Source organism: Rhizobium sp. LjRoot254 (assembly GCF_964254105.1).
In the GTDB taxonomy this organism is placed as follows: Bacteria; Pseudomonadota; Alphaproteobacteria; order Rhizobiales; family Rhizobiaceae; genus Rhizobium_E.
This window is the reverse complement of the sequence record NZ_CAXUSM020000001.1, coordinates 584,661-610,133: the sequence shown is the minus strand read 5'-3', so window position 1 is coordinate 610,133 and position 25,473 is coordinate 584,661. Positions and strand designations below refer to the sequence as shown.

The 25,473-nt window shown below is 61.5% G+C and carries 34 protein-coding genes; 23 read left to right on the top strand and 11 right to left on the bottom strand.

Annotation, left to right across the window (positions count from 1 at the left end; all coding sequences use genetic code 11):
- Nucleotides 1-8 precede the first annotated feature (8 nt).
- The 3 genes from ACSQ26_RS03075 to pobA form a co-directional block, all read right to left on the bottom strand.
- Nucleotides 9-263: a hypothetical protein gene (locus tag ACSQ26_RS03075; RefSeq protein ID WP_436006165.1), complete on the bottom strand. Its 255-nt coding sequence runs from the start codon at nucleotides 261-263 to the stop codon at nucleotides 9-11.
- The gene (locus ACSQ26_RS03070) at nucleotides 260-661 is read right to left on the bottom strand and encodes a DUF2325 domain-containing protein (protein WP_436006163.1); all 402 of its coding nucleotides are present in this window, start codon (nucleotides 659-661) and stop codon (nucleotides 260-262) included. The genes ACSQ26_RS03075 and ACSQ26_RS03070 overlap by 4 nt, the downstream gene beginning before the upstream one ends.
- Nucleotides 662-777: 116 nt before the next feature.
- Nucleotides 778-1,944: a 4-hydroxybenzoate 3-monooxygenase gene (gene pobA / locus ACSQ26_RS03065; RefSeq protein WP_436006161.1), complete on the bottom strand. Its 1,167-nt coding sequence runs from the start codon at nucleotides 1,942-1,944 to the stop codon at nucleotides 778-780.
- 121 nt (nucleotides 1,945-2,065) lie between these two features.
- Between pobA and ACSQ26_RS03060 the strand changes: the two genes are divergently transcribed.
- The 7 genes from ACSQ26_RS03060 to preA all read left to right on the top strand — a co-directional run bounded on the left by ACSQ26_RS03060 (nucleotide 2,066) and on the right by preA (nucleotide 7,234).
- Nucleotides 2,066-2,953 (top strand): helix-turn-helix domain-containing protein, encoded by an 888-nt coding sequence (locus ACSQ26_RS03060; protein WP_436006159.1) that lies wholly within the window; start codon nucleotides 2,066-2,068, stop codon nucleotides 2,951-2,953.
- Between the two features lie 80 nt (nucleotides 2,954-3,033).
- Nucleotides 3,034-3,294 carry a hypothetical protein gene (locus ACSQ26_RS03055; protein ID WP_436006157.1) on the top strand — a complete coding sequence of 87 codons (261 nt, stop codon included), beginning with the start codon at nucleotides 3,034-3,036 and terminating at the stop codon, nucleotides 3,292-3,294.
- The gene (locus tag ACSQ26_RS03050) at nucleotides 3,291-3,614 is read left to right on the top strand and encodes a DUF3817 domain-containing protein (RefSeq protein WP_436006155.1); all 324 of its coding nucleotides are present in this window, start codon (nucleotides 3,291-3,293) and stop codon (nucleotides 3,612-3,614) included. Before ACSQ26_RS03055 ends, ACSQ26_RS03050 begins: the two co-directional genes overlap by 4 nt.
- Before the next feature lie 13 nt (nucleotides 3,615-3,627).
- Complete coding sequence (locus tag ACSQ26_RS03045) at nucleotides 3,628-4,047, top strand: CopD family protein (protein WP_436006153.1); 420 nt, start codon at nucleotides 3,628-3,630, stop codon at nucleotides 4,045-4,047.
- Nucleotides 4,048-4,090: 43 nt separating this feature from the next.
- Nucleotides 4,091-4,462 carry a DUF4180 domain-containing protein gene (locus ACSQ26_RS03040; RefSeq protein ID WP_436006151.1) on the top strand — a complete coding sequence of 124 codons (372 nt, stop codon included), beginning with the start codon at nucleotides 4,091-4,093 and terminating at the stop codon, nucleotides 4,460-4,462.
- A 99-nt stretch (nucleotides 4,463-4,561) separates the two neighbouring features.
- A complete protein-coding gene (locus tag ACSQ26_RS03035) occupies nucleotides 4,562-5,893 on the top strand; it encodes an NAD(P)-dependent oxidoreductase (RefSeq protein ID WP_436006149.1) in 1,332 nt (443 codons plus the stop codon).
- A gap of 15 nt (nucleotides 5,894-5,908) precedes the next feature.
- Entirely contained in the window at nucleotides 5,909-7,234 is a 1,326-nt protein-coding gene (preA, locus tag ACSQ26_RS03030; protein ID WP_436006147.1) for an NAD-dependent dihydropyrimidine dehydrogenase subunit PreA, read from the top strand.
- A gap of 62 nt (nucleotides 7,235-7,296) precedes the next feature.
- Here preA and ACSQ26_RS03025 read toward each other — a convergent pair whose 3' ends face one another.
- Nucleotides 7,297-8,190, bottom strand: coding sequence for a mechanosensitive ion channel family protein (locus ACSQ26_RS03025; RefSeq protein WP_436006145.1), 894 nt, complete (start codon nucleotides 8,188-8,190; stop codon nucleotides 7,297-7,299).
- A 41-nt stretch (nucleotides 8,191-8,231) separates the two neighbouring features.
- On the bottom strand, nucleotides 8,232-9,134 hold the full coding sequence (locus tag ACSQ26_RS03020; protein ID WP_436006143.1) for a haloalkane dehalogenase: 903 nt from the start codon (nucleotides 9,132-9,134) through the stop codon (nucleotides 8,232-8,234).
- 152 nt (nucleotides 9,135-9,286) lie between these two features.
- Between ACSQ26_RS03020 and ACSQ26_RS03015 the strand changes: the two genes are divergently transcribed.
- The 3 genes from ACSQ26_RS03015 to ACSQ26_RS03005 are packed head-to-tail and all read left to right on the top strand — an operon-like array spanning nucleotide 9,287 to nucleotide 10,373.
- A complete protein-coding gene (locus ACSQ26_RS03015; protein ID WP_436006141.1) occupies nucleotides 9,287-9,664 on the top strand; it encodes a MarR family winged helix-turn-helix transcriptional regulator in 378 nt (125 codons plus the stop codon).
- Between the two features lie 53 nt (nucleotides 9,665-9,717).
- Nucleotides 9,718-9,957, top strand: a complete 240-nt coding sequence (locus ACSQ26_RS03010; protein WP_436006139.1) for a FitA-like ribbon-helix-helix domain-containing protein — start codon at nucleotides 9,718-9,720, stop codon at nucleotides 9,955-9,957.
- Nucleotides 9,954-10,373 carry a PIN domain-containing protein gene (locus ACSQ26_RS03005; protein WP_436006137.1) on the top strand — a complete coding sequence of 140 codons (420 nt, stop codon included), beginning with the start codon at nucleotides 9,954-9,956 and terminating at the stop codon, nucleotides 10,371-10,373. Before ACSQ26_RS03010 ends, ACSQ26_RS03005 begins: the two co-directional genes overlap by 4 nt.
- Before the next feature lie 2 nt (nucleotides 10,374-10,375).
- Here ACSQ26_RS03005 and ACSQ26_RS03000 read toward each other — a convergent pair whose 3' ends face one another.
- Nucleotides 10,376-11,992 (bottom strand): cisplatin damage response ATP-dependent DNA ligase, encoded by a 1,617-nt coding sequence (locus ACSQ26_RS03000; protein WP_436006135.1) that lies wholly within the window; start codon nucleotides 11,990-11,992, stop codon nucleotides 10,376-10,378.
- On the bottom strand, nucleotides 11,989-12,999 hold the full coding sequence (locus ACSQ26_RS02995; RefSeq protein WP_436006133.1) for a ligase-associated DNA damage response exonuclease: 1,011 nt from the start codon (nucleotides 12,997-12,999) through the stop codon (nucleotides 11,989-11,991). Before ACSQ26_RS02995 ends, ACSQ26_RS03000 begins: the two co-directional genes overlap by 4 nt.
- Before the next feature lie 356 nt (nucleotides 13,000-13,355).
- On the opposite strand from ACSQ26_RS02995, the gene ACSQ26_RS02990 reads away from it, so the two are divergent.
- The 3 genes from ACSQ26_RS02990 (at nucleotide 13,356) to ACSQ26_RS02980 (ending at nucleotide 15,201) form a co-directional block, all read left to right on the top strand.
- Nucleotides 13,356-13,727, top strand: coding sequence for a VOC family protein (locus ACSQ26_RS02990; RefSeq protein WP_436006131.1), 372 nt, complete (start codon nucleotides 13,356-13,358; stop codon nucleotides 13,725-13,727).
- A 173-nt stretch (nucleotides 13,728-13,900) separates the two neighbouring features.
- Nucleotides 13,901-14,230 (top strand): SMR family transporter, encoded by a 330-nt coding sequence (locus ACSQ26_RS02985; protein WP_436006129.1) that lies wholly within the window; start codon nucleotides 13,901-13,903, stop codon nucleotides 14,228-14,230.
- Nucleotides 14,231-14,271: 41 nt separating this feature from the next.
- Complete coding sequence (locus ACSQ26_RS02980; protein WP_436006127.1) at nucleotides 14,272-15,201, top strand: DMT family transporter; 930 nt, start codon at nucleotides 14,272-14,274, stop codon at nucleotides 15,199-15,201.
- Between the two features lie 81 nt (nucleotides 15,202-15,282).
- On the opposite strand, the gene ACSQ26_RS02975 is transcribed toward ACSQ26_RS02980, so the two are convergent.
- Both ACSQ26_RS02975 and ACSQ26_RS02970 read right to left on the bottom strand, forming a co-directional pair.
- A complete protein-coding gene (locus ACSQ26_RS02975; RefSeq protein ID WP_436006125.1) occupies nucleotides 15,283-15,591 on the bottom strand; it encodes a hypothetical protein in 309 nt (102 codons plus the stop codon).
- A gap of 107 nt (nucleotides 15,592-15,698) precedes the next feature.
- The gene (locus tag ACSQ26_RS02970) at nucleotides 15,699-16,241 is read right to left on the bottom strand and encodes an RBBP9/YdeN family alpha/beta hydrolase (protein ID WP_436006123.1); all 543 of its coding nucleotides are present in this window, start codon (nucleotides 16,239-16,241) and stop codon (nucleotides 15,699-15,701) included.
- Nucleotides 16,242-16,355: 114 nt separating this feature from the next.
- On the opposite strand from ACSQ26_RS02970, the gene ACSQ26_RS02965 reads away from it, so the two are divergent.
- Entirely contained in the window at nucleotides 16,356-16,832 is a 477-nt protein-coding gene (locus tag ACSQ26_RS02965; RefSeq protein ID WP_436006121.1) for an Lrp/AsnC family transcriptional regulator, read from the top strand.
- 3 nt (nucleotides 16,833-16,835) lie between these two features.
- On the opposite strand, the gene ACSQ26_RS02960 is transcribed toward ACSQ26_RS02965, so the two are convergent.
- The gene (locus tag ACSQ26_RS02960) at nucleotides 16,836-17,477 is read right to left on the bottom strand and encodes a TetR/AcrR family transcriptional regulator (protein ID WP_258158005.1); all 642 of its coding nucleotides are present in this window, start codon (nucleotides 17,475-17,477) and stop codon (nucleotides 16,836-16,838) included.
- 236 nt (nucleotides 17,478-17,713) lie between these two features.
- Between ACSQ26_RS02960 and ACSQ26_RS02955 the strand changes: the two genes are divergently transcribed.
- The 5 genes from ACSQ26_RS02955 to ACSQ26_RS02935 all read left to right on the top strand — a co-directional run bounded on the left by ACSQ26_RS02955 (nucleotide 17,714) and on the right by ACSQ26_RS02935 (nucleotide 21,814).
- Nucleotides 17,714-18,967, top strand: a complete 1,254-nt coding sequence (locus tag ACSQ26_RS02955; protein ID WP_436015076.1) for a Zn-dependent hydrolase — start codon at nucleotides 17,714-17,716, stop codon at nucleotides 18,965-18,967.
- Nucleotides 18,968-19,166: 199 nt separating this feature from the next.
- Entirely contained in the window at nucleotides 19,167-19,592 is a 426-nt protein-coding gene (locus ACSQ26_RS02950; RefSeq protein ID WP_436006118.1) for an endonuclease domain-containing protein, read from the top strand.
- Nucleotides 19,592-19,873 (top strand): hypothetical protein, encoded by a 282-nt coding sequence (locus ACSQ26_RS02945; RefSeq protein ID WP_436006116.1) that lies wholly within the window; start codon nucleotides 19,592-19,594, stop codon nucleotides 19,871-19,873. The genes ACSQ26_RS02950 and ACSQ26_RS02945 overlap by 1 nt, the downstream gene beginning before the upstream one ends.
- Nucleotides 19,870-21,327: a dihydropyrimidinase gene (hydA, locus tag ACSQ26_RS02940; protein ID WP_436006114.1), complete on the top strand. Its 1,458-nt coding sequence runs from the start codon at nucleotides 19,870-19,872 to the stop codon at nucleotides 21,325-21,327. Before ACSQ26_RS02945 ends, hydA begins: the two co-directional genes overlap by 4 nt.
- Nucleotides 21,328-21,337: 10 nt before the next feature.
- A complete protein-coding gene (locus tag ACSQ26_RS02935) occupies nucleotides 21,338-21,814 on the top strand; it encodes a hypothetical protein (RefSeq protein ID WP_436006112.1) in 477 nt (158 codons plus the stop codon).
- Between the two features lie 2 nt (nucleotides 21,815-21,816).
- Here ACSQ26_RS02935 and ACSQ26_RS02930 read toward each other — a convergent pair whose 3' ends face one another.
- On the bottom strand, nucleotides 21,817-22,230 hold the full coding sequence (locus ACSQ26_RS02930) for a cupin domain-containing protein (protein ID WP_436006110.1): 414 nt from the start codon (nucleotides 22,228-22,230) through the stop codon (nucleotides 21,817-21,819).
- A 72-nt stretch (nucleotides 22,231-22,302) separates the two neighbouring features.
- Between ACSQ26_RS02930 and ACSQ26_RS02925 the strand changes: the two genes are divergently transcribed.
- Genes ACSQ26_RS02925 through ACSQ26_RS02910 form a run of 4 tightly spaced genes read left to right on the top strand, consistent with a single transcriptional unit; the run spans nucleotide 22,303 to nucleotide 25,458 of the window.
- Nucleotides 22,303-23,094: an ABC transporter ATP-binding protein gene (locus ACSQ26_RS02925; RefSeq protein WP_436006108.1), complete on the top strand. Its 792-nt coding sequence runs from the start codon at nucleotides 22,303-22,305 to the stop codon at nucleotides 23,092-23,094.
- A gap of 33 nt (nucleotides 23,095-23,127) precedes the next feature.
- Nucleotides 23,128-23,463 carry a hypothetical protein gene (locus ACSQ26_RS02920; protein ID WP_436006106.1) on the top strand — a complete coding sequence of 112 codons (336 nt, stop codon included), beginning with the start codon at nucleotides 23,128-23,130 and terminating at the stop codon, nucleotides 23,461-23,463.
- Between the two features lies 1 nt (nucleotide 23,464).
- A complete protein-coding gene (locus ACSQ26_RS02915; protein ID WP_436006104.1) occupies nucleotides 23,465-24,352 on the top strand; it encodes an ABC transporter permease in 888 nt (295 codons plus the stop codon).
- The gene (locus ACSQ26_RS02910) at nucleotides 24,349-25,458 is read left to right on the top strand and encodes an ABC transporter permease (protein ID WP_436006102.1); all 1,110 of its coding nucleotides are present in this window, start codon (nucleotides 24,349-24,351) and stop codon (nucleotides 25,456-25,458) included. The genes ACSQ26_RS02915 and ACSQ26_RS02910 overlap by 4 nt, the downstream gene beginning before the upstream one ends.
- The last annotated feature ends 15 nt before the right edge of the window (nucleotides 25,459-25,473 follow it).

The following is a 25,473-nucleotide window of genomic DNA, read 5'->3' as shown; positions in this document are numbered from 1 at the left end:
CGGCAAAATCAGCGGCTGATTGTCCCGCGTCGCACATTCGGAAAGGCGATGACATTGTTCTCGTTCGAGGCGGATCTGAGCATCATGGGAGAAACTGGCTCGATATCGCGCTCGGGAAAATGCATGACATTGGCGCTCGCGTCAAAACCTTCCCGGCTGCGCTTCAGGATCTCCAGCATTTCCGGCACTAGGCCGTCGCCGCGTTCGGCGGCCATCTTGTGCAGTCCCACCAGCATGAAATCGTCACCCGTAATTCTCGTCACCGCGTCGCCCTTTCGCTCAATTCATGCATGGCCCGCTCGAAGCTGGATTTCGACCCGTTGCGCAGCGGAATGAAACTCGTCCCGGTCTTCTTGCAGCCGGTCTTCACCCGCAGACACGCGTCATGGCTGATACAGTCGATGGGGCAGAAGACACATTCGACCGACGGCAGAACGGTGTCGATCCGTGAGACCGCCTCGCGCAATCCGCCGTCGTGGTGGATCAGTTCCGCACCGTAGTTTGATGCAATCTGCCGGAGATGCGCGACCTGGCAATCGCGCCCGCCGACATAAAGAATGGAGCGACCGCTGAGGCCAACCCTGCCCGGCGGCTCGGCCGGGGTCGGGGCAACCACAGCACGATCGTTGCCATGCCGGTTCCTATTGAATTTCTTCGCCATCAGCCGCCCTCACAGGAGTTTCATCCTCGTGAATCGACTGATACATAACTTGATAAAACGAGTAAAGATTAAAGTTGACTATTTAAGTCATAATTATCGAAAGCGCGAAATCGGCGTCAATACGGCAACCCCACATAGTTCTCGGCCATCGCTTCCTGCGCGGCATGCGAGGTCGTGAGGTAATCCAATTCGGCTTCCTGGATGCGCTGCCCGAAATCGCCGCTGTCGGGGAATCGATGCAGCAATTGCGTCATCGACCAGGAGAAGCGCACCGCCTTCCAGATCCGGGCGAGCGCACGCGACGAATAGGCATCGAGGGCTGCGTCCGTTTTGTCGAGATAGAAATCCCGCAAACCCTCGAACAGATAATGCACATCCGACGCCGCAAGATTGAGCCCCTTGGCGCCGGTCGGCGGCACGACATGGCCGGCATCGCCGACCAGGAAAAGCGAACCGTAGCGCAACGGCTCGGCCACAAAGGACCGAAGCGGCGCAATGGATTTTTCGAGCGACTGACCCGTCACCAGCGCCTGCGCGACGTCATCCGGCAGGCGGCGACGAAGCTCGTCCCAGAACGCATCGTCCGACCAGTTCTCGACCTTTTCCTCTAGCCCCACCTGCACATAGTAGCGGCTACGGCTCAGCGATCGCTGCGAACAGAGCGCAAAACCCCTGATATGGTTGGCGTAGATCAGTTCATGATCGACCGGCGGCACATCGGCCAGCACGCCGAGCCAGCCGAAGGGATAGACGCGCTCGAATGCCTTCATCCCTTTGTCGGCGACCGCCGCACGCGACGCACCGTGAGCGCCGTCGCATCCCGCGATGAAATCGCAATCGATCCGATGCGTCACGCCGTCCTTTTCGTAGGTGACATAAGGCGCACCACCGAAATCATGCGGCGTCACATTCCGCGCATTGTAGATTGCCTTGCCGCCCGTGGCCTCGCGCCGGTCCATCAGGTCATGCGTGAGTTCCGTCTGGCCGTAAACGGTCACGGATTGGCCCGTCAGTCGCTTCAGGTCGATCCGGTGACGCCGTCCCGAGAACGACAGGCTGAAGCCGTCATGAATGAGCCCTTCTGCATGCATCCGCGCGCCGGCGCCCGCCTCGTCCAGAAGCCGCGTCGTGCCGCTTTCCAGCACGCCTGCCCGGATACGCCCGAGGATATAGTCGCGATCCACCCGGTCGAGAATGACATTGTCGATTCCCGCATTGGTCAGCAACTGGCCGAGCAGCAGGCCCGATGGACCCGAGCCGATGATGGCGACCTGGACGCGCATGCTTCCTCCCATTGAACGCATTCCAGCACCGCTGGAGCTTGCCAAAAGGTAATCCCGCAGGCACAGTCCTTGAATGCAATTTCCGGCCAAGGAATTGCACTTTTCGAACATGGACGACCCGATGCGGACATCGACGGCACGCGTGCCCACCTACGGCCTCTATGGCGAAGCGCAGCAGTCCGCTCCGGATTTCTGGATTCATTCCGAGACCATCGCCTCACGCAGCCGCCTCCACAATTGGGAGATCAAGCAGCACCGGCATGAAAGCTTCTTCCAGATCCTGCAAATTCGCAGCGGCGAAGGCGATGCCCTGTTCGATGCCGAAAAATTCCGGCTGACCCCTGGCACACTGGTCTTCGTACCGCCGGGTTTCATCCATGGCTTCCGCTTTTCGCGCGATCTCGATGGCCAGGTGATCACCATGCTCGCCGAACGCGTCGCCGCGCGACCCATCGAAAGCCGCGACATGTTCGCCCGGCCCCGCGTTGTACATCTCGCCCAAAACAGCGACAGCGCCTTTCTCAGCACCACGCTCGACCGCATGGAAGGCGAACTTGCATCCGGCTTTTCGCCCCGCGGCGCGCTTCTTGAAGCCTGCCTCGACATTGTCCTGACGATCGCCGCAACGCTTGCCGATCCCGGCGCCGACGCACAGCAAATAGCAGCACGCGACCGCATCTCTCGCCTCAATGCCCTGATCGGCAGCCACTACCGCGAACACCGGCCGACGGCCTTCTATGCGGATAAGCTCGGCGTCTCCGTCACCCATCTCAACCGCATCGCCCGCGCTGGGACTGGCAGGAGCATGAACGCTCTCCTGACCGAACGCCTGATATCGGAGGCACAACGCAACCTCGTCTTCAGCCTGCTGAGCATCCAGCAGATCGCCTACGATCTCGGCTTCTCCGATCCCGCCTACTTCATCCGTGTATTCACCCGTGTCACCGGCGAGACACCCGGCGCGTTCCGCGAACGCGAGCGCGGCAAGCCTCCAAGCTTTAAGACTTGACTTGACGACCGTTGACCCGAATATCCCCGCCGCGCACGCAGCATCAAAGAGGATGGCGCGGACGCGGAAAAGGACACGATATGAGTTACGGCAGTACCATTCTTCTCGTTGTTATCCTGGTGATCATGGGCATTGTGCTGGTGGTCGCCATCCGCGGCATCACCTGGGCACAGAATGCGCGCGACGAACTCAATACCGAGGAAGAACAGCGGCTGATGATCAAGAGCATCGGCGACGGCCAGCGCAGCATCGCGGCCGCCCTCATCTCGATCCAGTCGGAACTCGCCGATATCCGCAACCGCATCTCGGCCATCGAGAACCATATCAAGGACGGCAAATGACCAGTTCCGAAGAAGATCGCCGCCAGCTGCGCCGCATGCGGCTTGCCTCGGTCCTCGAGGCCACGACGCTCGCGGTCCTCGTCTTCATTGCCGTGCCGCTCAAGCATGTCTTCGGCATGCCGCAGTTCGTGTCTGCCATCGGTCCGATCCACGGCCTCGCCTTCCTCTTCTATATCTGGATGTTGATCCAGTCTCACTTCCAGCTCAAATGGACTGGCAGGGAATGGCTGCGCGTGGTGGCATTCGCCTTCATCCCGCTTGCCGGTTTCGTCAATGAACGCCTTCTCAAACGCCGCGAAGACAGCCACGCTTACGCATGAAAGGGACTGCGCAATGGACTATTATCTCTGGGTCAAGGCCATACATCTGATCGCGATCATGATCCTGATCGGCGGCATGCTGATGAATGGTTTCCTTTTCCGAAATGTCGCGCCGGGTACGCCGGATGCCGATCGCGTGCTGGGTGCCGCGGTGTCCTTCAACCGCGCCTTCGTCGGCACGGCCCTCGGTGTGGTCTGGATCGCCGGCCTCTACCTGGTCTGGGACAGCGGCTTTTATCGCGACGGCTGGTTCATGGTGAAGTTCGTGCTCGTGCTCGCCCTATCCGGCATCCACGGCGCCCAGACCGGCCGGCTGAGCAAGATGCGGCAGTCGCCGGCAGATCCGGTACCGGCTTTTTTCAGGAATTCCGGCCAGATCACATTGGCCCTCGTCATTATTGTTGTCTGTCTCGTGGCCGTAAAACCGTTCTGAAACGTTATGCCTGGCAGGTAACTATGAGGCCAGGCTAATGTTGATGATCGATACACCCTTCCGGATGCGCCGCCTGGGCGAAAGCACAGTGCTGTTCTACGAGCCAGATGGCGGCAAAATCGCCATGGGTTACCTGCTCAACGAGTTGATCGCCGAGGCATGGTCGGTCAAGGCCGACACGCTGGCGATACCGATCTCCTGCCTCAATCCCAGCTTCTTCGATCTCAGCACCGGCGTTGCGCATGCCGTCGTCCGGCCGCTCGTCAACTACCGCATCACCATCGCCTTCCTCGGCCGCATCCCGCGGGAATATCTCGAAGACGCAGCACTGCGCGATTTCATCCGCGACACCAACCGCGGCCGCTCCGCCTGGTTCCTCGATGATCTGGCGGCGCTGGAGAAGAGGCTCGGCTAGGCGAAATTTGAGCTCGCCCGCTCCAAAAAATTTACCGTTTGATAAAAATTTCAAGTTTTGTTAGCCTCACGCAAGCAAAATATAAAAAGAGGGGTTAACATGGGCAATCTTGCTCCCGGCATTCATAGCGGGCGGCTCGCGCCGCAGGAATATGACGCCAACTTTTCGGACCTGCATCCGGCCTATGACAAGCACGAAGCGCTGGTCGCCGCCGATCGCTGTTACTTCTGTTATGACGCGCCGTGCATGACGGCCTGTCCCACCGCCATCGATATCCCGATGTTCATTCGCGAGATATCGACTGGCAACACGCTCGGTGCCGCGAAGACCATCTTCGACCAGAACATCCTGGGTGGCATGTGCGCCCGCGTCTGTCCCACCGAGACGCTTTGCGAACAAGCCTGCGTGCGCAACACCGCCGAGGAAAAGCCCGTCGAGATCGGCCGCCTGCAGCGCTATGCGACCGATGCCGCCATGGCGATCGAGAAGCAGTTCTACAATCGCGCACCGGCGACCGGAAAGAAGGTCGCCGTGATCGGTGCGGGCCCGGCTGGCCTCGCCGCCGCCCATCGCCTCGCCCTGCGCGGGCATAGCGTCACCATCTACGATGCGCGTGAAAAATCCGGTGGCCTCAATGAATTCGGCATTGCCGCCTATAAGACCCCCGGCGATTTCGCCCAGCAGGAGGTCGAGTACATCATCGGCATCGGCGGCATCGAGATCCAGAACGGCAAGGCGCTCGGCCGCGATTTCTCGCTCGACGACCTCAAGGCCAGCCATGACGCCGTCTTCCTCGGCGTCGGTCTCGCCGCCGTCAACGCGCTCGCCACCAAGGGAGAGGAAGTCCAGGGCGTCGAGGATGCCGTCGATTTCATCGCCAACCTCCGCTCCTCGGTGAAGGCCACCGTCCCGGTCGGCCGCCGCGTGGTGGTGATTGGCGGTGGCATGACCGCTGTCGATGCCGCGATCCAGTCCAAGCTCCTCGGTGCCGAGGAAGTGACCATGGTCTATCGCCGCGGCAAGGAGAACATGAACGCCTCCGAATACGAGCAGGATCTCGCCGCCTCCAAGGGCGTGCTGATCCGTCATTGGCTCAAGCCCCGCGAGATCATCGCCCAGGACGGACGCGTCACCGCCATCGAACTCGAATACACCCATATCGAGAACGGCGCTCTCACCGGCACCGGCCAGACCGTCACGATCGCCTGTGATCAGGTGCTGACCGCGATCGGCCAGAAGCTCGATCTCTCCGGCATCAATGCGCTGAAGATCGAGGGTGGCAAGATCACTGTCGATCCGGAAGGCCGCACGACGGTCACAGGCGTCTGGGCCGGCGGCGATTGCGCGCTCGGCGGAGACGATCTCACAGTATCGGCCGCCGCGATGGGTCGCGACGCCGCTGAATCCATCAACCGCGCGCTTATGGCGTAAAGGGGAGAATGCGAAATGGCTGATATCCGCAACAATTTCGTCGGCATCAAATCCCCCAACCCGTTCTGGCTGGCCTCCGCGCCGCCGACCGACAAGGCCTACAATGTCGAGCGCGCCTTCAAGGCGGGCTGGGGCGGCGTGGTCTGGAAGACGCTGGGCGAGGAAGGCCCGCCGGTCGTCAACGTCAACGGCCCGCGCTACGGCGCGATCTGGGGTGCCGATCGCCGCCTGCTCGGCCTCAACAATATCGAACTGATCACCGACCGGCCGCTGCAGATCAATCTTCAGGAAATGAAGCAGGTCAAGAAGAACTGGCCCGACCGCGCGCTGATCGCCTCGATCATGGTGCCCTGCGAGGAGAATGCCTGGAAGGCCATCCTGCCGCTGGTCGAGGAGACTGAGGCCGATGGCATCGAGCTCAATTTCGGCTGTCCGCACGGCATGTCCGAGCGCGGCATGGGCGCCGCCGTCGGCCAGGTGCCGGAATATATCGAAATGGTGGTGCGCTGGTGCAAGCAATATACCCGCATGCCGGTCATCACCAAGCTCACCCCCAACGTCACCGACGTACGCCGCCCGGCGCGTGCCGCGAAAGCCGGTGGCACGGATGCCGTGTCGCTGATCAACACGATCAATTCGATCGTCTCCGTCGATCTCGACAATTTCGCCCCCAACCCGACGGTCGGCGGCAAGGGCACGCACGGCGGCTATTGCGGCCCGGCGGTCAAGCCGATCGCGCTCAACATGGTGGCCGAAATCGCCCGCGATCCCGAGACCTACGGCCTGCCGATCTCGGGCATCGGCGGCATCACCACCTGGCGTGACGCGGCCGAGTTCCTCGCACTTGGGGCCGGCAACGTGCAGGTCTGCACTGCCGCCATGACCTATGGCTTCAAGATCGTGCAGGAAATGATCTCCGGCCTCTCCAACTGGATGGACGAGAAGGGCCATCGGACGCTGGACGACGTCATCAGCCGCGCCGTGCCCAACGTCACCGACTGGCAATATCTCAACCTCAACTACGTCGCCAAGGCCCGCATCGACCAGGATTCCTGCATCAAATGCGGCCGCTGCCACATCGTCTGCGAAGACACGTCGCATCAGGCGATCACTGCGACCAAGAATGGCGTCCGCTATTTCGAGGTCATGGACGACGAATGCGTCGGCTGCAATCTCTGCGTCAGCGTCTGCCCGGTCGATAGCTGCATCACCATGGTCGGCCTCGAAGCCGGCATGATGGACGAGCGCACCGGCCTGCCGGTCAGCCCGGTCTATGCCAACTGGACCACGCATCCGAACAACCCGATGGCGAAGCCGGTCGCGGGACAGGCTGCGGAGTAATACTTCGCCTCATGGGCGACTTGGGCCCGTGCTGAGCAATCCGCGCGGGCCTTCATTTTCGCTCAATGCCGCTGCCCACTCGCCACCATGTTCGATGCATCGGGCAGTTTCGGCTTCACCTTCGTGTCCTCGGCAAGCGCTTCCACCGGCACCGCCGGCTCCTGCACCTTCTCGAAGGATATCTTCGCCGACTTGCTCAGCGCACGCGCGGTCGGGCCATAATCCGACGTGTTGACCCATGCCTCCAGCTTGATGCTCACGGTGTCCTTGGTGATGTCGGAAACCTGCGTCACCGGAGCAGGCTTGCCGTTGACCCGCGTGTCGCGCTCGGCGATCGCGAGCAGCATCGACTCCGCCTTCCTGATGTCGCTGTCGGCAGGCAATACCACCGTCAGGTCGTATCGGCGCGTCCTGAGACGGCTGAAATTCTTGACCGGCGTGTTCCAGAGCAGCGCATTCGGTACCAGTTGAAAGAGCCCGTCGCCGGTTCGGAGTTCGGTGGCGAAGAGTCCAATTTCCTGCACGCTTCCATTCACGTCCTTGGTCTCGATAGATTCGCCGACGCGGAAGGGCCTCAGGATCAGCAGCATGATACCGGCGGCGATATTCTGCAGCGTGCCCTGAAGGGCAAGACCAATCGCCAGACCTGCGGCACCCATGGCAGCAATGATGGAGGCGGTCTGCACGCCGAACTGCCCGAGCACCGTGACCATCACCAGAAGCAGGATGACATAGCGAAGGAGGTTGGCGAGGAAGTGCGCCAGCGTCACGTCGAAGCCGCGTATCTGCTGCATGCCATAGAGCGCCCATTTGTGCAGGTAGCGCGACGCCAGCCAGCCGACGAACAGCAGCACGAACGCGCCGACGATGGAGAAGGAATACTGCACCAGCAGCGCGCCGGCCTGGGTGACCGCCGCGCGCGTGGCGACAATAAAGTCGAGATTCTGGGGTTCCACGGTCCGCTCCCTTGCATCCACATAAGGAGCCGGAACGCCGGTCATCCGTGTTGGTTCCGCATTGCAGCATGGGCCGGATGGGCATCGAGGCGGTGCCGGATGCTCCAGTCGAAAATGGCCGCGGCGATCGCCTCCGGCTGGTCCTCGGGCACCAGATGCTTGGCCGGGCCGCAGCCGACGACATCGAGCACCGCAATATTGGCTCGGCACCAAGCCACCATATCAGGCCCGATCAGCAGCGTTTCCGGCGAGCCGTCGAAGGTCAGCAGCAGCTTCGGAACATCGTGGCTTGCGGCGAGCCAGCGGTCATACGCCTCGACCCGCTCGACCACATCGCGCGGCTCACCCTCGATCGGCATCGCACGCGGCCATTGCAACAAGGGAATGCGGCTCTCTCGGGTCGGATAGGGTTCACGGTAGATGTCGAGATCGGCGTCGCTGAGCCCGTTCAACGTGGTCGCCCTGAGCGCCTGTTCAATAAAGAAATTCTCGTCCAGCACCTTGGCCTCGCCCGTGCCCGCACCCCGCAGCACATCGTAGCGCGGCCGCGCCCCGGCGGGCATATCGGTCCAGCGGTATGGCCTGATGATCGTCTCCATCAGCACCAGGCCGCGCACACGGCCGCTATTCCGCGCCGCCCAATCCATCGCAAGCGCCCCGCCCCAGTCGAAGCCGACCAGGACAACATCGTCGAGCCCGAGTGCTTCCATCCAGGCTGCGAAATAGCGGGTCTGGTCATCGAATGTGTAGGCGATGGCAGGCTTGCCCGATTTTCCCATGCCGATCAGATCCGGCGCCAGAAGCCGACCGGCATCAGAGAGTGCAGGCAACACATTCCGCCAGACATAGGACGAGGTGGGATTGCCGTGGAGGAAGACATAGATCGGCCCCTCGCCCCGCTCTTCATGGAAAATGGTGGAATCGAGAACCTTGGTGACCGGCATGGCCCTAGCCTTTCCATTGGAAACATAGTAAGGTACCTGTCTAATATGTAGTTTAGTCAGGCACCTGTCAATATCCTATGGCGAAAGATTCCACACATCACTACTCCCTCGGTCTCCTCCTCCGCCTCACCCATCAGCAATGGACGCTGGCCGTGGACACCAAATTGGCCGAGGAAGGCTTCGACGACATCAAGCCGCATTACGCCAATATCTTCACCTTCGTTCCGCCGGAGGGCATGCAGGTGAGCCAGCTCACCGAGCTCGCCCATGTCCGAAAGCAGAGCATGACACAGACCATCGAGGAGCTGGAACAACTCGGCTATGTCGAGCGCCGCCCCGACCCTGGCGACAAGCGCGGCAAGCTGGTCTTCCTCACCGAGCGCGGCAAGAAGGTGAGCCCGATCGCGCGGGCGGCCGGCAGGCTGGTCGACCAGCATTGGGCGGAGATGACGAGCGCAGAAGAGATCGAAGGGTTGCGCAAGGCGTTAAGGTCAGTGCTGGCGGCAACGACCCGGCAGACCCAGGGATAGAACTTGATATCAAATCAATTTCTATGATATCATATTGACGACTGGAGATATCGATGGCCGCTGTTACGATCCGGAATTTACCTGATGAAACGCACCGTGCGCTGAAGCAGCGGGCTACCGCGCACGGTCGCAGCACCGAGGCGGAGATTCGATCCATACTCGAGGCAGCCGTTCACCCGAAGGAGCGACTGAAGCTGGGCTCGGCCATTGTCGCGCGCGTCCGTGAGATTGGTGGCGTGGATTTGGATATTGAGCGCGACCGCTCTCCCATCGAGCCACCCAGCTTCGAATGATCGTACTCGATACCAATGTCGTTTCAGAACTCATGAAGCCGCTCCCGGATGCGCGAGTGGTTGAGTGGCTGGATAGCCAATCAGCCGACATATTTTGGCTAACTTCGGTTGTTCTCGCGGAGCTTCTGAACGGTCTTGAGTTACTGCTGGACGGCAAACGAAAGCGCGATCTCATTCAACTATTGGACGATATTGTGGAAGAAATGATTGAAGATCGTGTCGTTTCCTTCGATGTCATGATGGCGAGGAAATTCGCAACGATCTACAGCGCTGCGCGATCAAAAGGCGTGAGTGTCGGATTTGCAGACTGCCAGATCGCCGCAGCGGCGCTTGTGCATGGATATTCTGTTGCGACGCGTGACGAGCTTCCGTTTCGGGCGATGGGCGTCACCGTCATTAATCCTTGGACGGCCTAACCTCAGCTTACCACCCCATCCAGCAGCTTCTCCAAATTCTCCAACGTATCAGCCTCCGCCGGCGGCTTGTCCCACCTGAGCCGTGAGATGCGAGGAAAGCGCATCGCCACGCCCGATTTATGTCGCGTCGAACGGCTCAGCCCTTCGAAAGCCACCTCGAACACCAGCCCCTCGTTCTCCGTCGCCTTCACCGAGCGCACCGGGCCGAAGCGCTCCGTCGTATGGTCGCGGACATATTTGTCGATCAGTACCAGTTCCTCGTCGGAAAAGCCGAAATAGGCCTTGCCGACCGGCACCAGTTCCAGCACTCCGCCCTCCTCGCGCCAGACGCCGAACGTATAGTCGGAATAGAAGCTCGACCGCTTGCCGTGGCCGCGCTGGGCATACATCAGCACCGCGTCGATCGTGTGCGGATCGCGCTTCCACTTGAACCACGGCCCCTTCTTGCGGCCCGGCAGATAGGGCGAATCCTTGTGCTTGAGCATGACGCCTTCGATGATGGGATGGATGGGTGTCTTCCGGAGTTCGTCGAGCTTCTCCCAGCTATCGAACTCCACCTGCGGCGAGAGGTCGAAGCGGGCAGGATCAATCGTCTTCAGCAACTCTATGAGCCGCGCCCGGCGTTCGTCATACCCGAGCGTCCGTGTGTCCTCGCCATCCAGCATCAGCAAGTCATAGGCCCGCACGAAAACCGGATATTGCTGGATTGTCTTCTGCGTTACTGTCTTGCGATTAAGCCGCTGCTGCAGGTCGGAAAAGGTGCCGGTGTAATCCGCAGGCACGCCGACCAGCAATTCGCCGTCGATCACCGCCTCGAAGATAAGCGCGTCCATCAGATCAGGGAACGCCCCGGATATCTCGTCGCCGCTGCGTGAATAGAGTCGCCGGACGCCGCCTTCGGAACTCACCTGCACGCGGATGCCGTCCCATTTCCATTCGGCGCGATAGTCGGCGATGTCGAGGGTCGCAAGATCACCATCCTCCACGGGATTGGCCAGCATTACCGGTCGGAACAGCGCCTTGGCCAGATTGTCCGGCTTGCCGGTCGTGCCCTCCAGCCAGCTGAACAATTCCGTGTAGGGCACTTTCAGCCCGTGCCAGAGTTCCTCGATCTCGACCACATCCTTGTGCCCGAAATCCGCCAGTGCCTGCTTGGCGAGCCGCGCAGAGACGCCGATGCGAAGGCCGCCGGTCACCAGCTTGATCACCGCATAGCGGCCGGGCGGATCGAGCCGGTCGAGCAGGCTGGCAAACTTCGCCGGCGCCTCGCTGCGTGAAGCCCGCGACAAGGCTTCAACCACATAGGCTAGGCTTGGATCGTCATCGTTGGATATCTGGTTTTCCGGTTCCGGCCAGATCAGCGAGATCGTTTCCGCGAGATCGCCGACATAGTCGTAGGAATAGGAGAACAACACCTCGTCCATGCGCTCGGTGGCGAGCGCCCGGATCACCGCCGGCTTGATCGCCGGAATATCGAGGCCGCCATCGGTCAGCGCCGCCAGCGCGTAGCCGCGATCCGGGTCGGGCGTCTCGGCGAAATAATCCCGAAGCAGCTTCAGCTTGCCGTTGCGCGAGGGCGTCAGCACCAGCCGGTCGAGAAGATCTGAGAACGCCTTCATTCGTTTTCGTCCTCATAACCGACGAGATGCAGCGGCCGCGCCTTGAGGCCGTTGAGTTCGCACCAGCGCACCAGCGCCTCCTCGCGCCCGTGCGTCACCCAGATCTCGCCCGCCTTCACATCCCGGATCGTGTCGGTCAGTTCATCCCAGTCGGAATGGTCCGACAGGATCAGCGGCAGTTCCACACCGCGCTGCTTGACCCGCTGGCGGATGCGCATCCAGCCCGACGCAAAACACGTCACCGGATCGGCAAAGCGCCGCGCCCAGCGATCCTGGAACGCCGATGGCGTGCAGACGATGATCTCGCCGGCGAAATCCTTCGCCTTGCCCTTCTCCAGTGTCGCCGGCGCAAGCGTGCCGAGGTCGATGCCTTGACTCTGGTAGTAGCTGGAGATCCGTTCCAGCGCGCCGTGAATATAGATGGTCTTGTCGTAGCCGGCTTCGCGTAGCAGCCTGATCACCCGCTGCGCCTTGCCGAGCGCATAGGCGCCGACAAGGTGCGTCCTCTCCGGGAACTGCGCCACCGAGTGGATCAGCCGCTCGATTTCCTCGCGATCATCGGGATGCCGGAATACCGGCAGTGCAAACGTCGCCTCGGTGATGAAGATATCGCATTCCACCGGCTCGAACGGCGCGCAGGTCGAATCCCGCCGACGCTTGTAATCGCCCGAGGCGACGATCCGCATCCCTGATTTCTCGACCACGATCTGCGCTGAGCCAAGCACATGACCGGCCGGCACGAAACGCACCTTGACCCCGTTGAAATCGAAGCTCTCCTCATGTCGCGCAACCTGCTGCGACCCGCTGAACGCCCCGCCATAGCGGATCGCCATGATGTCGAGCGTCTCCTTGGTCGCCAGCACCTTGCCGTGACCGGAGCGCGCATGGTCGGAATGGCCATGGGTGATCAGCGCCTGGTCAACCGGCAGTACCGGGTCGATGTAAAAATCCCCGGGCGGGCAATAGAGCCCCTGTGGCATGGGAAGCAGAAGGTCGGAGGCGCGCATGGAGGCCCAACTTGATACTGTGGCGCTGAAAATCAAGACGGAAGCATAATGGAACGACAGTGGACGAAGTTCCGGCAGCATGAAAATCAAAAGGGCCGCTCCAAGAGCGGCCCCCATGAGATTTGGCCTCTAACGGGCCGGATCGCATTTCTACGATCCTAGGAAGGTAGGCTCAGAGCGAGGGCTGCCCCGCTGTCTTCACCTGAACTCCCATGCCGGTCACGAGTACCGAAAACTCATTAGACATCGGATCACCTTCCTTTCTGTTCGTTGACGTTGATTCGAATGTAATCCTGTTCGCCCCGATTGCAAGGTCCCTGCCTCCCAATTAAATTTACATCCTGAGGAGAAACGTGATGGAAAAAATTCTTGGGCTCGGCGGCTTCTTTTTCAGGGCGAAAAACCCCGAAGCCTTGACGGATTGGTACGAAACCCATTTCGGCATCAACCGCGTCGGCCAGAATTATGGCGACCCCGCCTGGCAGCAGAAGGCAGGCACCACGGTGTTCGCGCCCTTCAAGCAGGACACCGACTATTTCGGCGCGGCGGATAAGACCTGGGCAATCAATTTCCGGGTCGCCGATCTCGACAGGATGGTGGAACAGCTTCGCGCGGCCGGCATCGAAGTGACGATCGATCCGGAAACCTACCCCAACGGCCGCTTCGCAACGCTCCACGATCCCGAGCAGAACCGAATTGAACTCTGGCAGCCGATGCCGGCGGAATAAGGCTCACACATGCCCATCCGACGGAATCTTCAGCACTGCACCGCAATGCTTGCAGTGCGCGGCATCGGCCTCGTGCAGGAACAACCCGCAATCCGTGGATAGTGCGCTCGCCCACGCCGCGGCATGCCGGTTCCGGGCCAGCGGACACTTGCGGCATCCTCTACCAGCGGCGTATGATCTACATCTATCTTTTTATCGCGATCGTCGCCGAAGTCATCGCCACATCGGCGATGGCGAAATCGGACGGTTTCACGCGGTTATGGCCGACGCTGATCTCAGCTGTGGGATACGGCCTCGCCTTCTATCTGCTTTCCGTGGTGACCCGCACCGTGCCGGTGGGCATCGTCTATGCGGTCTGGTCCGGCGCCGGCATCGTGCTAGTCGCGGCCGCCGGCTGGCTGCTCTTCGGCCAGAAACTCGATTTGCCGGCGATCATCGGCCTCGTCATGATCGTGGCCGGCGTGCTGATCATCAATCTCGTCTCGAAATCCGTCAGTCACTGAGCGCATTGCATTCAGCGCGCTGCCGGGGCATGTATCCCGCCATGTCCGATGCCCCCACCATAGCCAATCCCCACACCGTCCACGCCACAGGCCACGAGAAGCTCAAGGCGCATTTCGCGATGATGCTGTTTGCCGTGCTCATCGCCGGCTCGTTCTCGCTTGGCGGGCTGGCGGCCACACGCATGCCGGGCTTTGCCGTCAATCTCATGCGTTATGCGGTAGCGATCGGCGCGATGGCGGCATTCGGCATCTGGTTTCTGAAAGTGGAACTGCGCTTTCCCTCGGCACCCTGGCGCTTCCTGCTGCTCGGCGGGCTGATGGCGGTCTACATGTCCACCATGTTCAAGGCGCTCGAATTCACCAGTCCCGTCTCGACCGGCGCGGTTTTCACGCTGATGCCGCTGATCAGCGCGGGGTTTGCCTGGCTCTTCATACGGCAGGTCACGCGCCCCGCCGTGATGGCATCGCTCATCATCGCTGCCGCCGGCGCCATCTGGGTTATCTTCCGCGGGGATATCGACGCGATCCTCTCCTTCGATGTCGGAGCAGGCGAGGTGATTTTTTTCGTGGGAGTCGTTTGCCACGCGGCCTATGCCCCGCTTCTGCGCAAGTTCAACCGAGGAGAACAGCCGTTCAATTTCGCTTTCTGGGCCGTAGCCGCAACGCTCCTCTGGCTGATCCTGCCCGGCGTGCCGACAATCCGAGCGGTCGAACTTGCGCAAGTGCCGGGGATTGTCTGGTTCGCGGTCGCCTATCTCGCCATCGTCACGACAGTGATCACCTTCCTGCTGCTGCAATATGCTTCGATGAGGCTACCGGCGCCCAAGGTGCTTGCCTATGGATATCTGACGCCGAGCTTCATCATCGTTCTCGAAGGACTGCTCGGCCATGGCTGGGTGCATCTGTCGGTCGTTGCCGGCGCGCTTGTGACCGCCTGCGGCCTGCTGGTCATGGCACTGCTGCCGGACTGAGCACTCACTCCGGCAGCAGCGAATATCCGATCTCGGCCGGATGAAGACCAATCCGGCCGATCGATTGATTTGGCTGACCGCTTAGCGGGCCAGCATCTTGTTCTTGATCAGGCCGATGACGATCTGCAGGATCGCGCCGCCGACGCCGCCGCCGACCAACTGGGTCACGATTGCGCCGATATCCATCGAGGCCGCCGCCGGAGCGGCTGCCGTGGCGGTGGCTGCGCCTCCCATGAGGGTACCGAGCAACGTGCCGCCGCCGAGACCGCCGATCGCGCCCACGATCAGGTTGACGATTGGCCCGAGATCGGAATCCTTGATGATCTTGCCGCCGCCGAGACCACCGATCGCGCCGCCGATAAGCTGTGTAATAATTGCCGTAAGATCCATATTACCCTCCACCATAGGTCCCCACTGCTGTGAGACCACACCCTTTGTACTCCATACCGGTGAGTCTGGATAGTAGCCCCAATCGCTGCGCAGGATGCTGTGAAAAGTCAGGCCGGCAGCCGCCGCGCCGCGAACTCCGCCAGCAGCGCCCTGCCGTCCGGCCAACTGCCAATTCCGCTCTTGCCATTGATATGACCGCGATCGCCGATTTCGACGATTGCGCTGCCCCATTGGCGGGCGCGCATCCGCGAATAGTCCGGCGTTCCGAAGGGATCGTTGCCGCTCGCCACGATCAGGGATTCGAAATGGAAGCGATCCGCCGGCGGATCGGCGAATCCCGCAGCGGCGGCCGGAAATGCAGGAGACGCCGGATCGGGCACGGCCACCAGCATCGCGCCCGCAATTCTGGACCTCGTCGCGGCCCGCCAGTGGGCCACCAGCAGGCACGCCAGACTATGTGCGACAAGCACCGGCGGCTCGTGCGATTGCGCTATTTCCGCGTCGAGCGCATGGATCCAATCCGCGAGGTCCGGCCGATCCCAATCGGACGGCCTGAAGCGTCTGAACGCGCCGCCTTCGCGCTCCCAGTGACTCTGCCAATGGTCGCTACCCGAGCCGCCGATACCCGGAAGCAGGATGATATCAGGCATGAATTTCCCTTTCGTGACGTGGTTGACAGGACCCGGGATACTGTCTTCTATGGCCGCGTTCCATGGCAAACCCATGGAAAAACTCGTGAGTTTCCGTTGAATCGAAGGCAACGAATGATTGACCCGCTCAATGGCAGATACGGGCTGGATCCGACCGATGTCGCCATTCTGGAACAGCTTCAGAACGACGGCCGGATAGCCATTGCCGAGCTTGGACGGCGGGTAGGCCTCTCGCAGCCGGCGACAGCCGAACGCATGAAGCGGCTCGAGGAACGAGGCATCGTTTCCGGATACGGCGCCCGCATCGATCCCGCCGCCCTCGGCCTCACCATGACGGCCATCGTCAGGTTGCGCACGACGCACGAGCATATCGCCGCATGCCTTGCGCTTTTTGCGACCATCCCGAATGTCATCGAAGTTTATAGATTGACCGGCGAGGACTGCTTCTTTCTCAAGGTGCTCGTGCCGCGGCCGGAGGAACTGGAGCCGATCGTCGATTCCATCGCGCGCTACGGTGCTGTCACCACCTCGCTCGTGCTTCGCCAGGAAAAGCCGAAGCCGATCTCGCGCAGCCTCATTCCCCGGCCGTGACGGCTATTTGCTGATCGCCAGCCCGCCCATGAACAACTGTTCGAGATAGCGCGCCGCATCTTCGAAACGCCCGTCGCCGGATTTTTCCTGGCCCAGCACGGCGCGCACCTGCACGTCGAAGTCGGCATAGTGCTGTGTCGTCGACCAGATCGAGAAGATCAGGTGGTAAGGGTCGCATTTGGCGATCTTGCCCGCCTTCGCCCAGGCGCGGATCACCTCCGCCTTCTCATCGACGAGCTGCTTGAGCGGACCCTTCAGCTCGTCCTCGATCAAGGGCGCGCCGCGCAGTACTTCATTGGCGAACAGCCGGCTCTCGCGCGGGAAGTCGCGCGCCATTTCCAGTTTGCGCCGGATATAGCTGCGGATCTCGGCTTCCGGATTGCCCTCGGCATCGAATTCCCGGAGCGGATCGAGCCAGGTATCGAGCACGCGCTCGATCAGCGCCTTGTGCATCGTCTCCTTGGTGCGGAAATAATAGAGCAAGTTCGGCTTCGACATGCCGGCGACTTCGGCGATCTGGTCGATCGTCGCGCCACGAAAGCCATGCATGGAGAAAACCTCCAGCGCGGCTTCGAGGATCTGCTCCTCCTTCGCCTCCTGGATGCGTGTCCGGCGCTGGGTCCGTGCTGCCCTCGGTATCGGCATGTGATCGATGTCTCCCGCCCTCGCCCGTCACCGAAAAATGTCTGCTGGCACCTGCTTTTTCGGCTTGAGTGCGGCGCCAGAAATTGTAATGTTTACCAAACGGTCAAATTATTGGACAAATCGTTTCTCAAACGCAAGTCCAATTCGGGAAACAGATGAAAATCATCGGCCCTGACCACGGGAACATCGGCGCGGAACTAACCGCGCCCAAGGCATGAATGCCAGACAGGGAGAAGATCGTGACCGCACGCGGCGAGAACATGCGCATCAACAGCGACCGGCTGTGGGATTCGCTGATGGACATGGCCAGGATCGGCCCGGGCATCGCAGGTGGCAACAACCGCCAGACGCTGACCGATTCCGACAATGAAGGCCGCCACCTCTTCAAACAGTGGTGCGACGAGGCCGGCATGACCATGGCGGTGGACAAGATGGGCACGATGTTCGCCACTCGCCCCGGCACCGATCCCGATGCGCTGCCCATCTATGTCGGCAGCCATCTCGATACCCAGCCGACCGGCGGCAAATATGACGGCGTGCTCGGCGTGCTCGCCGGCCTCGAAGTCGTCCGCTCGATGAACGATCTCGATATCAAGACCAAGCACCCCATCGTCGTCACCAACTGGACCAATGAGGAAGGCGCCCGCTTCGCGCCGGCCATGCTGGCCTCCGGCGTCTTCGCGGGCGTCCACACGATGGACTATGCCTATGATCGCAAGGACCCCGAGGGTAAAAGCTTCGGCGATGAGCTCAAGCGCATCGGCTGGGTCGGCGAGGAAGAGGTCGGCGCGCGCAAGATGCACGCCTATTTCGAATATCACATCGAGCAAGGCCCGATCCTCGAAGCCGAGAACAAGCAGATCGGTGTCGTCACCCATGGCCAGGGGCTCTGGTGGCTGGAATTCACGCTCGCCGGCCGCGAGGCCCATACCGGCTCGACACCGATGAATCTCCGCGTCAATGCCGGTCTCGCGATGGCGCGGATCATGGAAATGGTGCAGGGCGTGGCGATGCAGAACCAGCCGGGCTGCGTCGGCGGCGTCGGCCAGGTGTTCTTCTCGCCCAATTCGCGCAACGTGCTGCCGGGCAAGGTCGTGTTCACGGTCGATATCCGTTCGCCGATTCAAGCCAAGCTCGACCGCATGCGCGCGGAAATCGAGACGAACGCAGCCGAAATCTGCGCCGCCCTCGGCGTCGGCTGTTCCGTCGAAGCCGTCGGCCATTTCGACCCCGTGACCTTCGACCCGGCCCTCGTCTCCGCCGTCCGCAAGGCAGCCGAGGACCTCGGCTACAGCCACATGGACATCATCTCCGGCGCCGGCCACGACGCCTGCTGGACCGCCAGGGTGGCCCCCTCGACCATGATCATGTGCCCCTGCGTCGGCGGCCTTTCCCACAACGAAGCCGAGGACATCTCCAAGGAATGGGCCGCCGCCGGCGCCGACGTGCTGCTGCGCGCGGTGATCGAGACGGCGGGGATCGTGGAGTGAGCGGATGCGCCCTGGCGGGGAACCCCTCATCCGCCCTTCGGGCACCTTCTCCCCAAGGGGAGAAGCGATACCTGTTGCACCGCGGTGCCCCTTCGCTAGCCTTGAGTTGGAGCGCGGTCATAAGTGCCGACAGCGCAACAATCTCCCGCTTCTCCCCTTGGGGAGAAGGTGCCCGAAGGGCGGATGAGGGGTTCCCACTATGACCCAGAAGACCACGGCATGGATGCGGAAGTCCGGAGCAACCGGCCGCGCTCGTGAGCTGAGGAAAAACGAAACCGATGCGGAATACTGCCTCTGGACCGAACTCAGGAACCGCCGCCTCAACGGCCACAAATTCTCCCGCCAAATCCCGCTCGGCCCCTACATCGCTGATTTCGTCTGCCGTGAGAAGAACCTGGTCATCGAACTCGATGGCTCCCAACACGCAGACAGCCAACACGACGTCATCCGAACCCAATGGCTGAACGCCAACGGCTATTCCGTGCTCCGTTTCTGGAACACGGCGGTCCTTCAAGAAAGACGCTCCGTTCTCGAAACAATTGTCGCTGCACTCGACGGCCGGCTGACCACCCGAGACGACAACAACCAATTCTATCCTTCTTGTTCACTGGAGGAGATCATCTGATGACCTCCGACCCCGACGCCGACCTCGACACCCTCCCCCACGCCGACCTCCTCGCCGCAGCCCGCGCCATGCGCCAAGCCATCCGCGCCCACCGCGACACGACCGAACACGAGCTCTGTTGGCATCACCCCGATATGTGGGCGCTCCTGCCCGATCCGCCGCAGGTCAAGCCCATCGTTCCCGAATGGCCGCAATTCATGCGCGGCTGCATCCGCTATCGCCAATCCCTCGATCAACAGCTTGCTGGCGCGCCGCGCACCAATAAGGAGTTTGGACAATGAGCACCAAAGTCATCAAAGGCGGAACCATCGTCACCGCCGATCTCACCTACAAGGCAGACGTCAAGATCGACGGCGGCAGGATCGTCGAGATCGGCCCAAATCTCTCCGGCGACGAGACGCTCGACGCCACCGGCTGCTATGTCATGCCCGGCGGCATCGATCCGCATGTCCATCTCGAAATGCCCTTCATGGGCACCTATTCCACCGATGATTTCGAGAGCGGCACGCGCGCGGGCCTTGCCGGCGGCACGACCATGGTGGTCGATTTCTGCCTGCCCGGACCGCAGCAGTCCCTGCTCGAGGCGCTGCAGATGTGGGACAACAAGACATCCCGCGCCAATGCCGACTATTCCTTCCACATGGCGATCACCGGCTGGAACGAGCGCGTCTTCAACGAGATGGAGACCGTGGTCAAGGATCGCGGCATCAACACGTTCAAGCACTTCATGGCGTATAAGGGCGCCCTGATGGTGAACGACGACGAGATGTTCGCCTCCTTCCAGCGCTGCGCCGAGCTCGGAGCGCTCCCGCTCGTTCATGCCGAGAACGGCGATGTGGTCGCCTCGATGACCGCCAAGCTTCTCGCCGAAGGCAACACCGGCCCCGAGGCCCACGCCTATTCCCGCCCGCCCGAAGTCGAGGGCGAAGCCACCAATCGTGCCATCATGCTGGCCGACATGGCCGGCGTGCCGCTCTATGTCGTGCACACATCCTGCGAACAGGCGCATGAAGCCATCCGCCGCGCCCGCCAGAAGGGCATGCGCGTCTATGGCGAGCCGCTGATCCAGCACCTGACGCTGGACGAGAGCGAGTATTTCGACAAGGATTGGGACCATGCCGCCCGCCGCGTCATGTCGCCGCCCTTCCGTTCGAAGCAGCACCAGGATAGCCTGTGGGCCGGCCTGCAATCGGGCTCGCTCTCGGTCGTTGCCACCGACCACTGCGCCTTCACCACCAAGCAGAAGCGCTCCGGCATCGACAATTTTTCCCTGATCCCGAACGGCACGGGCGGCCTCGAAGACCGCATGCCGATGCTCTGGACCTACGGCGTCGCCACCGGCCGGCTGACGATGAACGAATTCGTCGCCGTGACCTCCACCAACATCGCCAAGATCCTCAACATCTATCCCAGGAAGGGCGCGATCCTTGTCGGCGCCGATGCCGATATCGTCGTCTGGGATCCGAAGCGGTCAAAAACCATCTCGGCCAAGACCCAACAATCGGCGATCGATTACAACGTCTTCGAAGGCAAGCAGGTCACCGGCCTGCCGCGCTTCACGCTGACCCGCGGCGAAGTCGCCATCGAGGAGACGACCGTCAAGACCAGGGAAGGCCACGGCCAGTTCATCAAGCGCGAGCCATTCCAGGCGGTCAACAAGGCGCTCTCGACCTGGAAGGAACTGGTTGCGCCGCGCAAAGTGGAACGAACCGGCATTCCGGCGACGGGGGTATGATCGTTTGAGATTGGAAATCCCGGGCGCTGCTTCCCAACTATCGCTCGGGGAGCGCATCAAGACGGCAGTCCGCTTCATGCTCGGCTACTTAATCGCCGTTGCCGCTGGAGCCGTGCTGTTGTCGGCCGTGAGGTACTTCGAAGATGCGGGTGCTCTAACTGTCGATCTCAAAGCGGCGGGTGCGGCGATCTGGAATACCGCGTCCGTGATCTTTTTCATGGGCTTGGTCTTTGGGCTACCCTACACGATCTTCGGCGCACTCCTGTTCAGGTTTGTCCTGCCGCGCAACTGGATCACTTTCATGGTGGTTGGCACGCTCTGCCCCACCTTCGCGATCTTCACCTTGGATTTGGCCTCCGGAAATTTCTTGTGGGAGGCAGGGAAGCTCGAATTACTATTGATGACGCTGCCTGCGGGCCTCGTCGCCACTTATCTCTTCGGCGCCATCGGCTTCGGTCAAGGCTTTCGCCGCTGGAGGTTCGCATGACCTCAATCCGCAAACCTCTCCAGTTCCGGCAACAACACCACGCTCTCCTGCTCGTTGGGATCGGTGCGCGCGATCACCGCCGTCGCCGGCTCTGTCTTCGACCGGTTGACCGGCAGGTGCGGCACCCCGGCGGGGATGTAGAACATGTCGCCGGCTTTGGTCATGATACGGTGTTCGAGATTGGCGCCGTAGAAGGTTTCCACCTCGCCCGAAATGATGAAGATCGCCGTCTCGTGCCCCTCGTGCATATGCGCCTTGGCGCGGCCGCCGGGCGGCACGGTCAGCAACATCATCGCGATGCCGTGCGAGCCGGAGGATTCCTTCGAAATGCCTTCGAGATAGGAAAATCCCTGCTTGCCGTCATAGGGGATTGCCGGGCGGATCAGCTTGCATTCGGGAAGCGGTGATGATGACATAGCAGAAACGTCCTCTTCAAAAAATTACAGGCGGAGAACCGCCGCGGGAACAGAATATGAAACTGGGTGAACATGTCCAACACTAATGAAACCGTCGTCGCAGCGAGCGATCTGGGTCTCACATTCGACACCAATGACGGGCCCGTGACGGCGCTGACATCAGTCAATCTGGATATCAGGAAGGGTGACTTCGTCTCCTTTATCGGGCCATCCGGCTGCGGCAAGACCACGTTCCTACGCGTGATCGCGGATCTCGAAAAGCCCACATCAGGAACCATCTCGGTCAACGGCATGACGCCCGAACAGGCGCGCCACAAGCGCGCCTACGGCTATGTCTTCCAGGCCTCGGCGCTTTATCCCTGGCGCACGATCGAGAAGAACATCGCGCTGCCGCTGGAGATCATGGGCTATCCCCGGGGCGAGCAGATCGCCCGTATCCATCGCACGCTCGATCTTGTCAACCTCACCGGCTTCGAGAAGAAGTACCCCTGGCAGCTCTCAGGCGGCATGCAGCAGCGCGCCTCGATCGCCCGCGCCCTCGCCTTCGATGCCGACCTGCTCTTGATGGACGAACCCTTCGGCGCGCTCGATGAGATCGTCCGCGACCACCTGAACGAGGAGCTTCTCAAGCTCTGGTCCGCTACCCAAAAGACCATCTGTTTCGTCACCCACTCCATCCCCGAGGCGGTCTATCTCTCGACCCGAATCGTGGTGATGAGCCCGCGGCCCGGCCGAGTCACCGACGTCATCGAATCGACGCTGCCCAAGGAGCGCCCGCTGGATATCCGCGAAACGCCGGAATTCCTCGAAATCGCCCATCGCGTCCGCGAGGGCCTGCGGGCCGGGCACTCCTATGAACTCTAGCCATACACATTGCCCTGGAAAGACACTTCAGACATGAGCGGAACCTTCGTCTTCCTCCTCACCGGCGCCTCGGTTATTTTCATCGCGGCAGCGACGGCGACGCGAGCCTATATCTCTTCGGACAACTGGCTTTGGGTGGCGCTTTCGCTGGCGCTTTATGTTGCAGGCAACCTCGTCATGATCCGCATCATGCGCGAGGGCGGGCTGGGTCTTGCGATCTCCGTTTCGGCGATCGCCCAGCTCATTCTTGTCAATGTCATTGCCTTGACTGTCTTCGGCGAGCGTTTGACCAACATCCAGATCGGCGGCGTTGCGCTCGGAATCCTGGCAATGGCGCTGATGATATGGCCGCAAAAGGTTGGAGCGTAGCATGAGCAGTCCGGCCAAGGCGCGCGACAAGATCTTTCCGGTCCTGACCATCACGGCGATCATCATCGTCGCGTGGTACCTCGCCGCGATCCTCATGAACGCACCATTCCAGCGCGACCAGGACAAGCGCGACGGCGTCACGTCGACCATGTCCGAACTGGTGGCGAAAACGCTCTCGCAGCCGAAGCCCACCATGCCCGCACCACACCAGGTGGTCGAGAACCTCTACAAGAACATCTTCACCGTAAAGCCCTGGTCGGCGCGCAGCCTCGTCTACCATGCATGGGTGACGCTCTCGTCGACCTTGCTGGGATTTGCCATGGGTACGATCCTCGGCGTGGTGATCGCGGTCGGCATCGTGCACGTGCCGGCGCTCGACAAATCCTTCCTGCCCTGGATCATCGCGTCGCAGACCATACCCATCCTCGCCATCGCGCCGATGATCGTGGTGGTGCTGGCGGCGGTCAACATAACAGGTATCTTGCCCAAGGCGCTGATATCGACCTACCTCTCCTTCTTCCCCGTCGCCGTTGGCATGGTGAAGGGGTTGAGATCGCCGGAGGTCATGCATCTCGATCTCGTGCATACCTACAATGCCACGAAATGGCAGACCTTCTGGAAGCTGCGCGTGCCGGCTTCGATCCCCTTCTTCTTCACCTCGATCAAGGTGGCCGTGGCGGCAAGCCTGGTCGGCGCGATCGTCGGTGAACTCCCGACCGGCGCTGTCGCCGGCATCGGCTCCAAGCTGCTCGCGGGCTCCTACTACAGCCAGACCATCGATGTCTGGGCGGCGCTGATCGCCGGCTCCATCGTCGCGGTGCTGCTGGTCACGATCGTCGATATCGCCGCCAAGCTTGTCGGCATGAGCATGGGAGCGCGACCGGAATGATTTCTTTCAAGCCGAATTGGCAATCCATACTTGCCGCGATCGCACTGATCGTCGGCCTGATAACCCTGCCGCTGACAAGCACGGCCTCGGTACTGGTCACTGCGCTCGTCCTCCTCTTGATCGCCGCCTCGGTCGCTTTTGCCTCGTCAGGTGCCGACCGCAATATCACGGCAATCGGCCTCGGCATCATGGTGCACCTCGCGGTGCTCATGCTGATCGGCACGGTCGCCGGCGCCGAGGGAACCGCGGGCTGGAGCTTCTTTGCAGCACTTGCCGCCTGCTGGCTGCTGGCCTGGCGACTGGTTACGATCCTGTCGGGCGGCGGCCGCAGGAACGCCGGCGGCGCCATTGTTGGCCGTGTCATCGTGCCCGCGATCTTCGGGGTCTGGATCCTTATCCTGTGGGAAGCCATCACCCGTGGTGCGGGCGTGCCCTTCGTTCTGCTGCCGCCGCCGTCGGCCATCGGCGTCCGCATCGTCTCGTCGATACCGATCCTCGCCGCGGACTTCCGTCAGACGGTGCTGAAGGCCGTGCTGTTCGGCTTCTTCGTCGGCTCCGGCGCCGGCTTCCTCGTCGCGGTGCTGGCCGATCGGTTCCGTTTCCTCTCCAATGGCCTGCTGCCGATCGGCAATCTCGTCTCCGCGCTGCCGATCATCGGCGTGGCGCCGATCATGGTCATCTGGTTCGGCTTCGACTGGCAGTCCAAGGCAGCGGTGGTGATCGTGATGACCTTCTTCCCGATGCTGGTCAACACGATCGAGGGCCTCAAGACTGCCGGCCGCATGGAACGCGACCTGATGCAAACCTACAACGCCGGCCACTGGCAGACGCTGGTCAAGTTGCGCCTGCCCGCCGCCATGCCTTTCATCTTCAATGCATTGAAGATCAATTCCACGCTTGCCCTGATCGGCGCGCTGGTGTCCGAATTTTTCGGCACGCCGGTGGTCGGCATGGGCTTTAGAATCTCGACCGAAGTGGGTCGGATGAACCTCGACATGGTCTGGGCTGAAATAGCTCTTGCAGCCCTTGTCGGGTCGTTGTTCTATGGCGCTATCGCACTTCTCGAGCGCGCCACAACCTTCTGGCATCCATCATACCGCTCTTGATGGCCGCCTTAACAA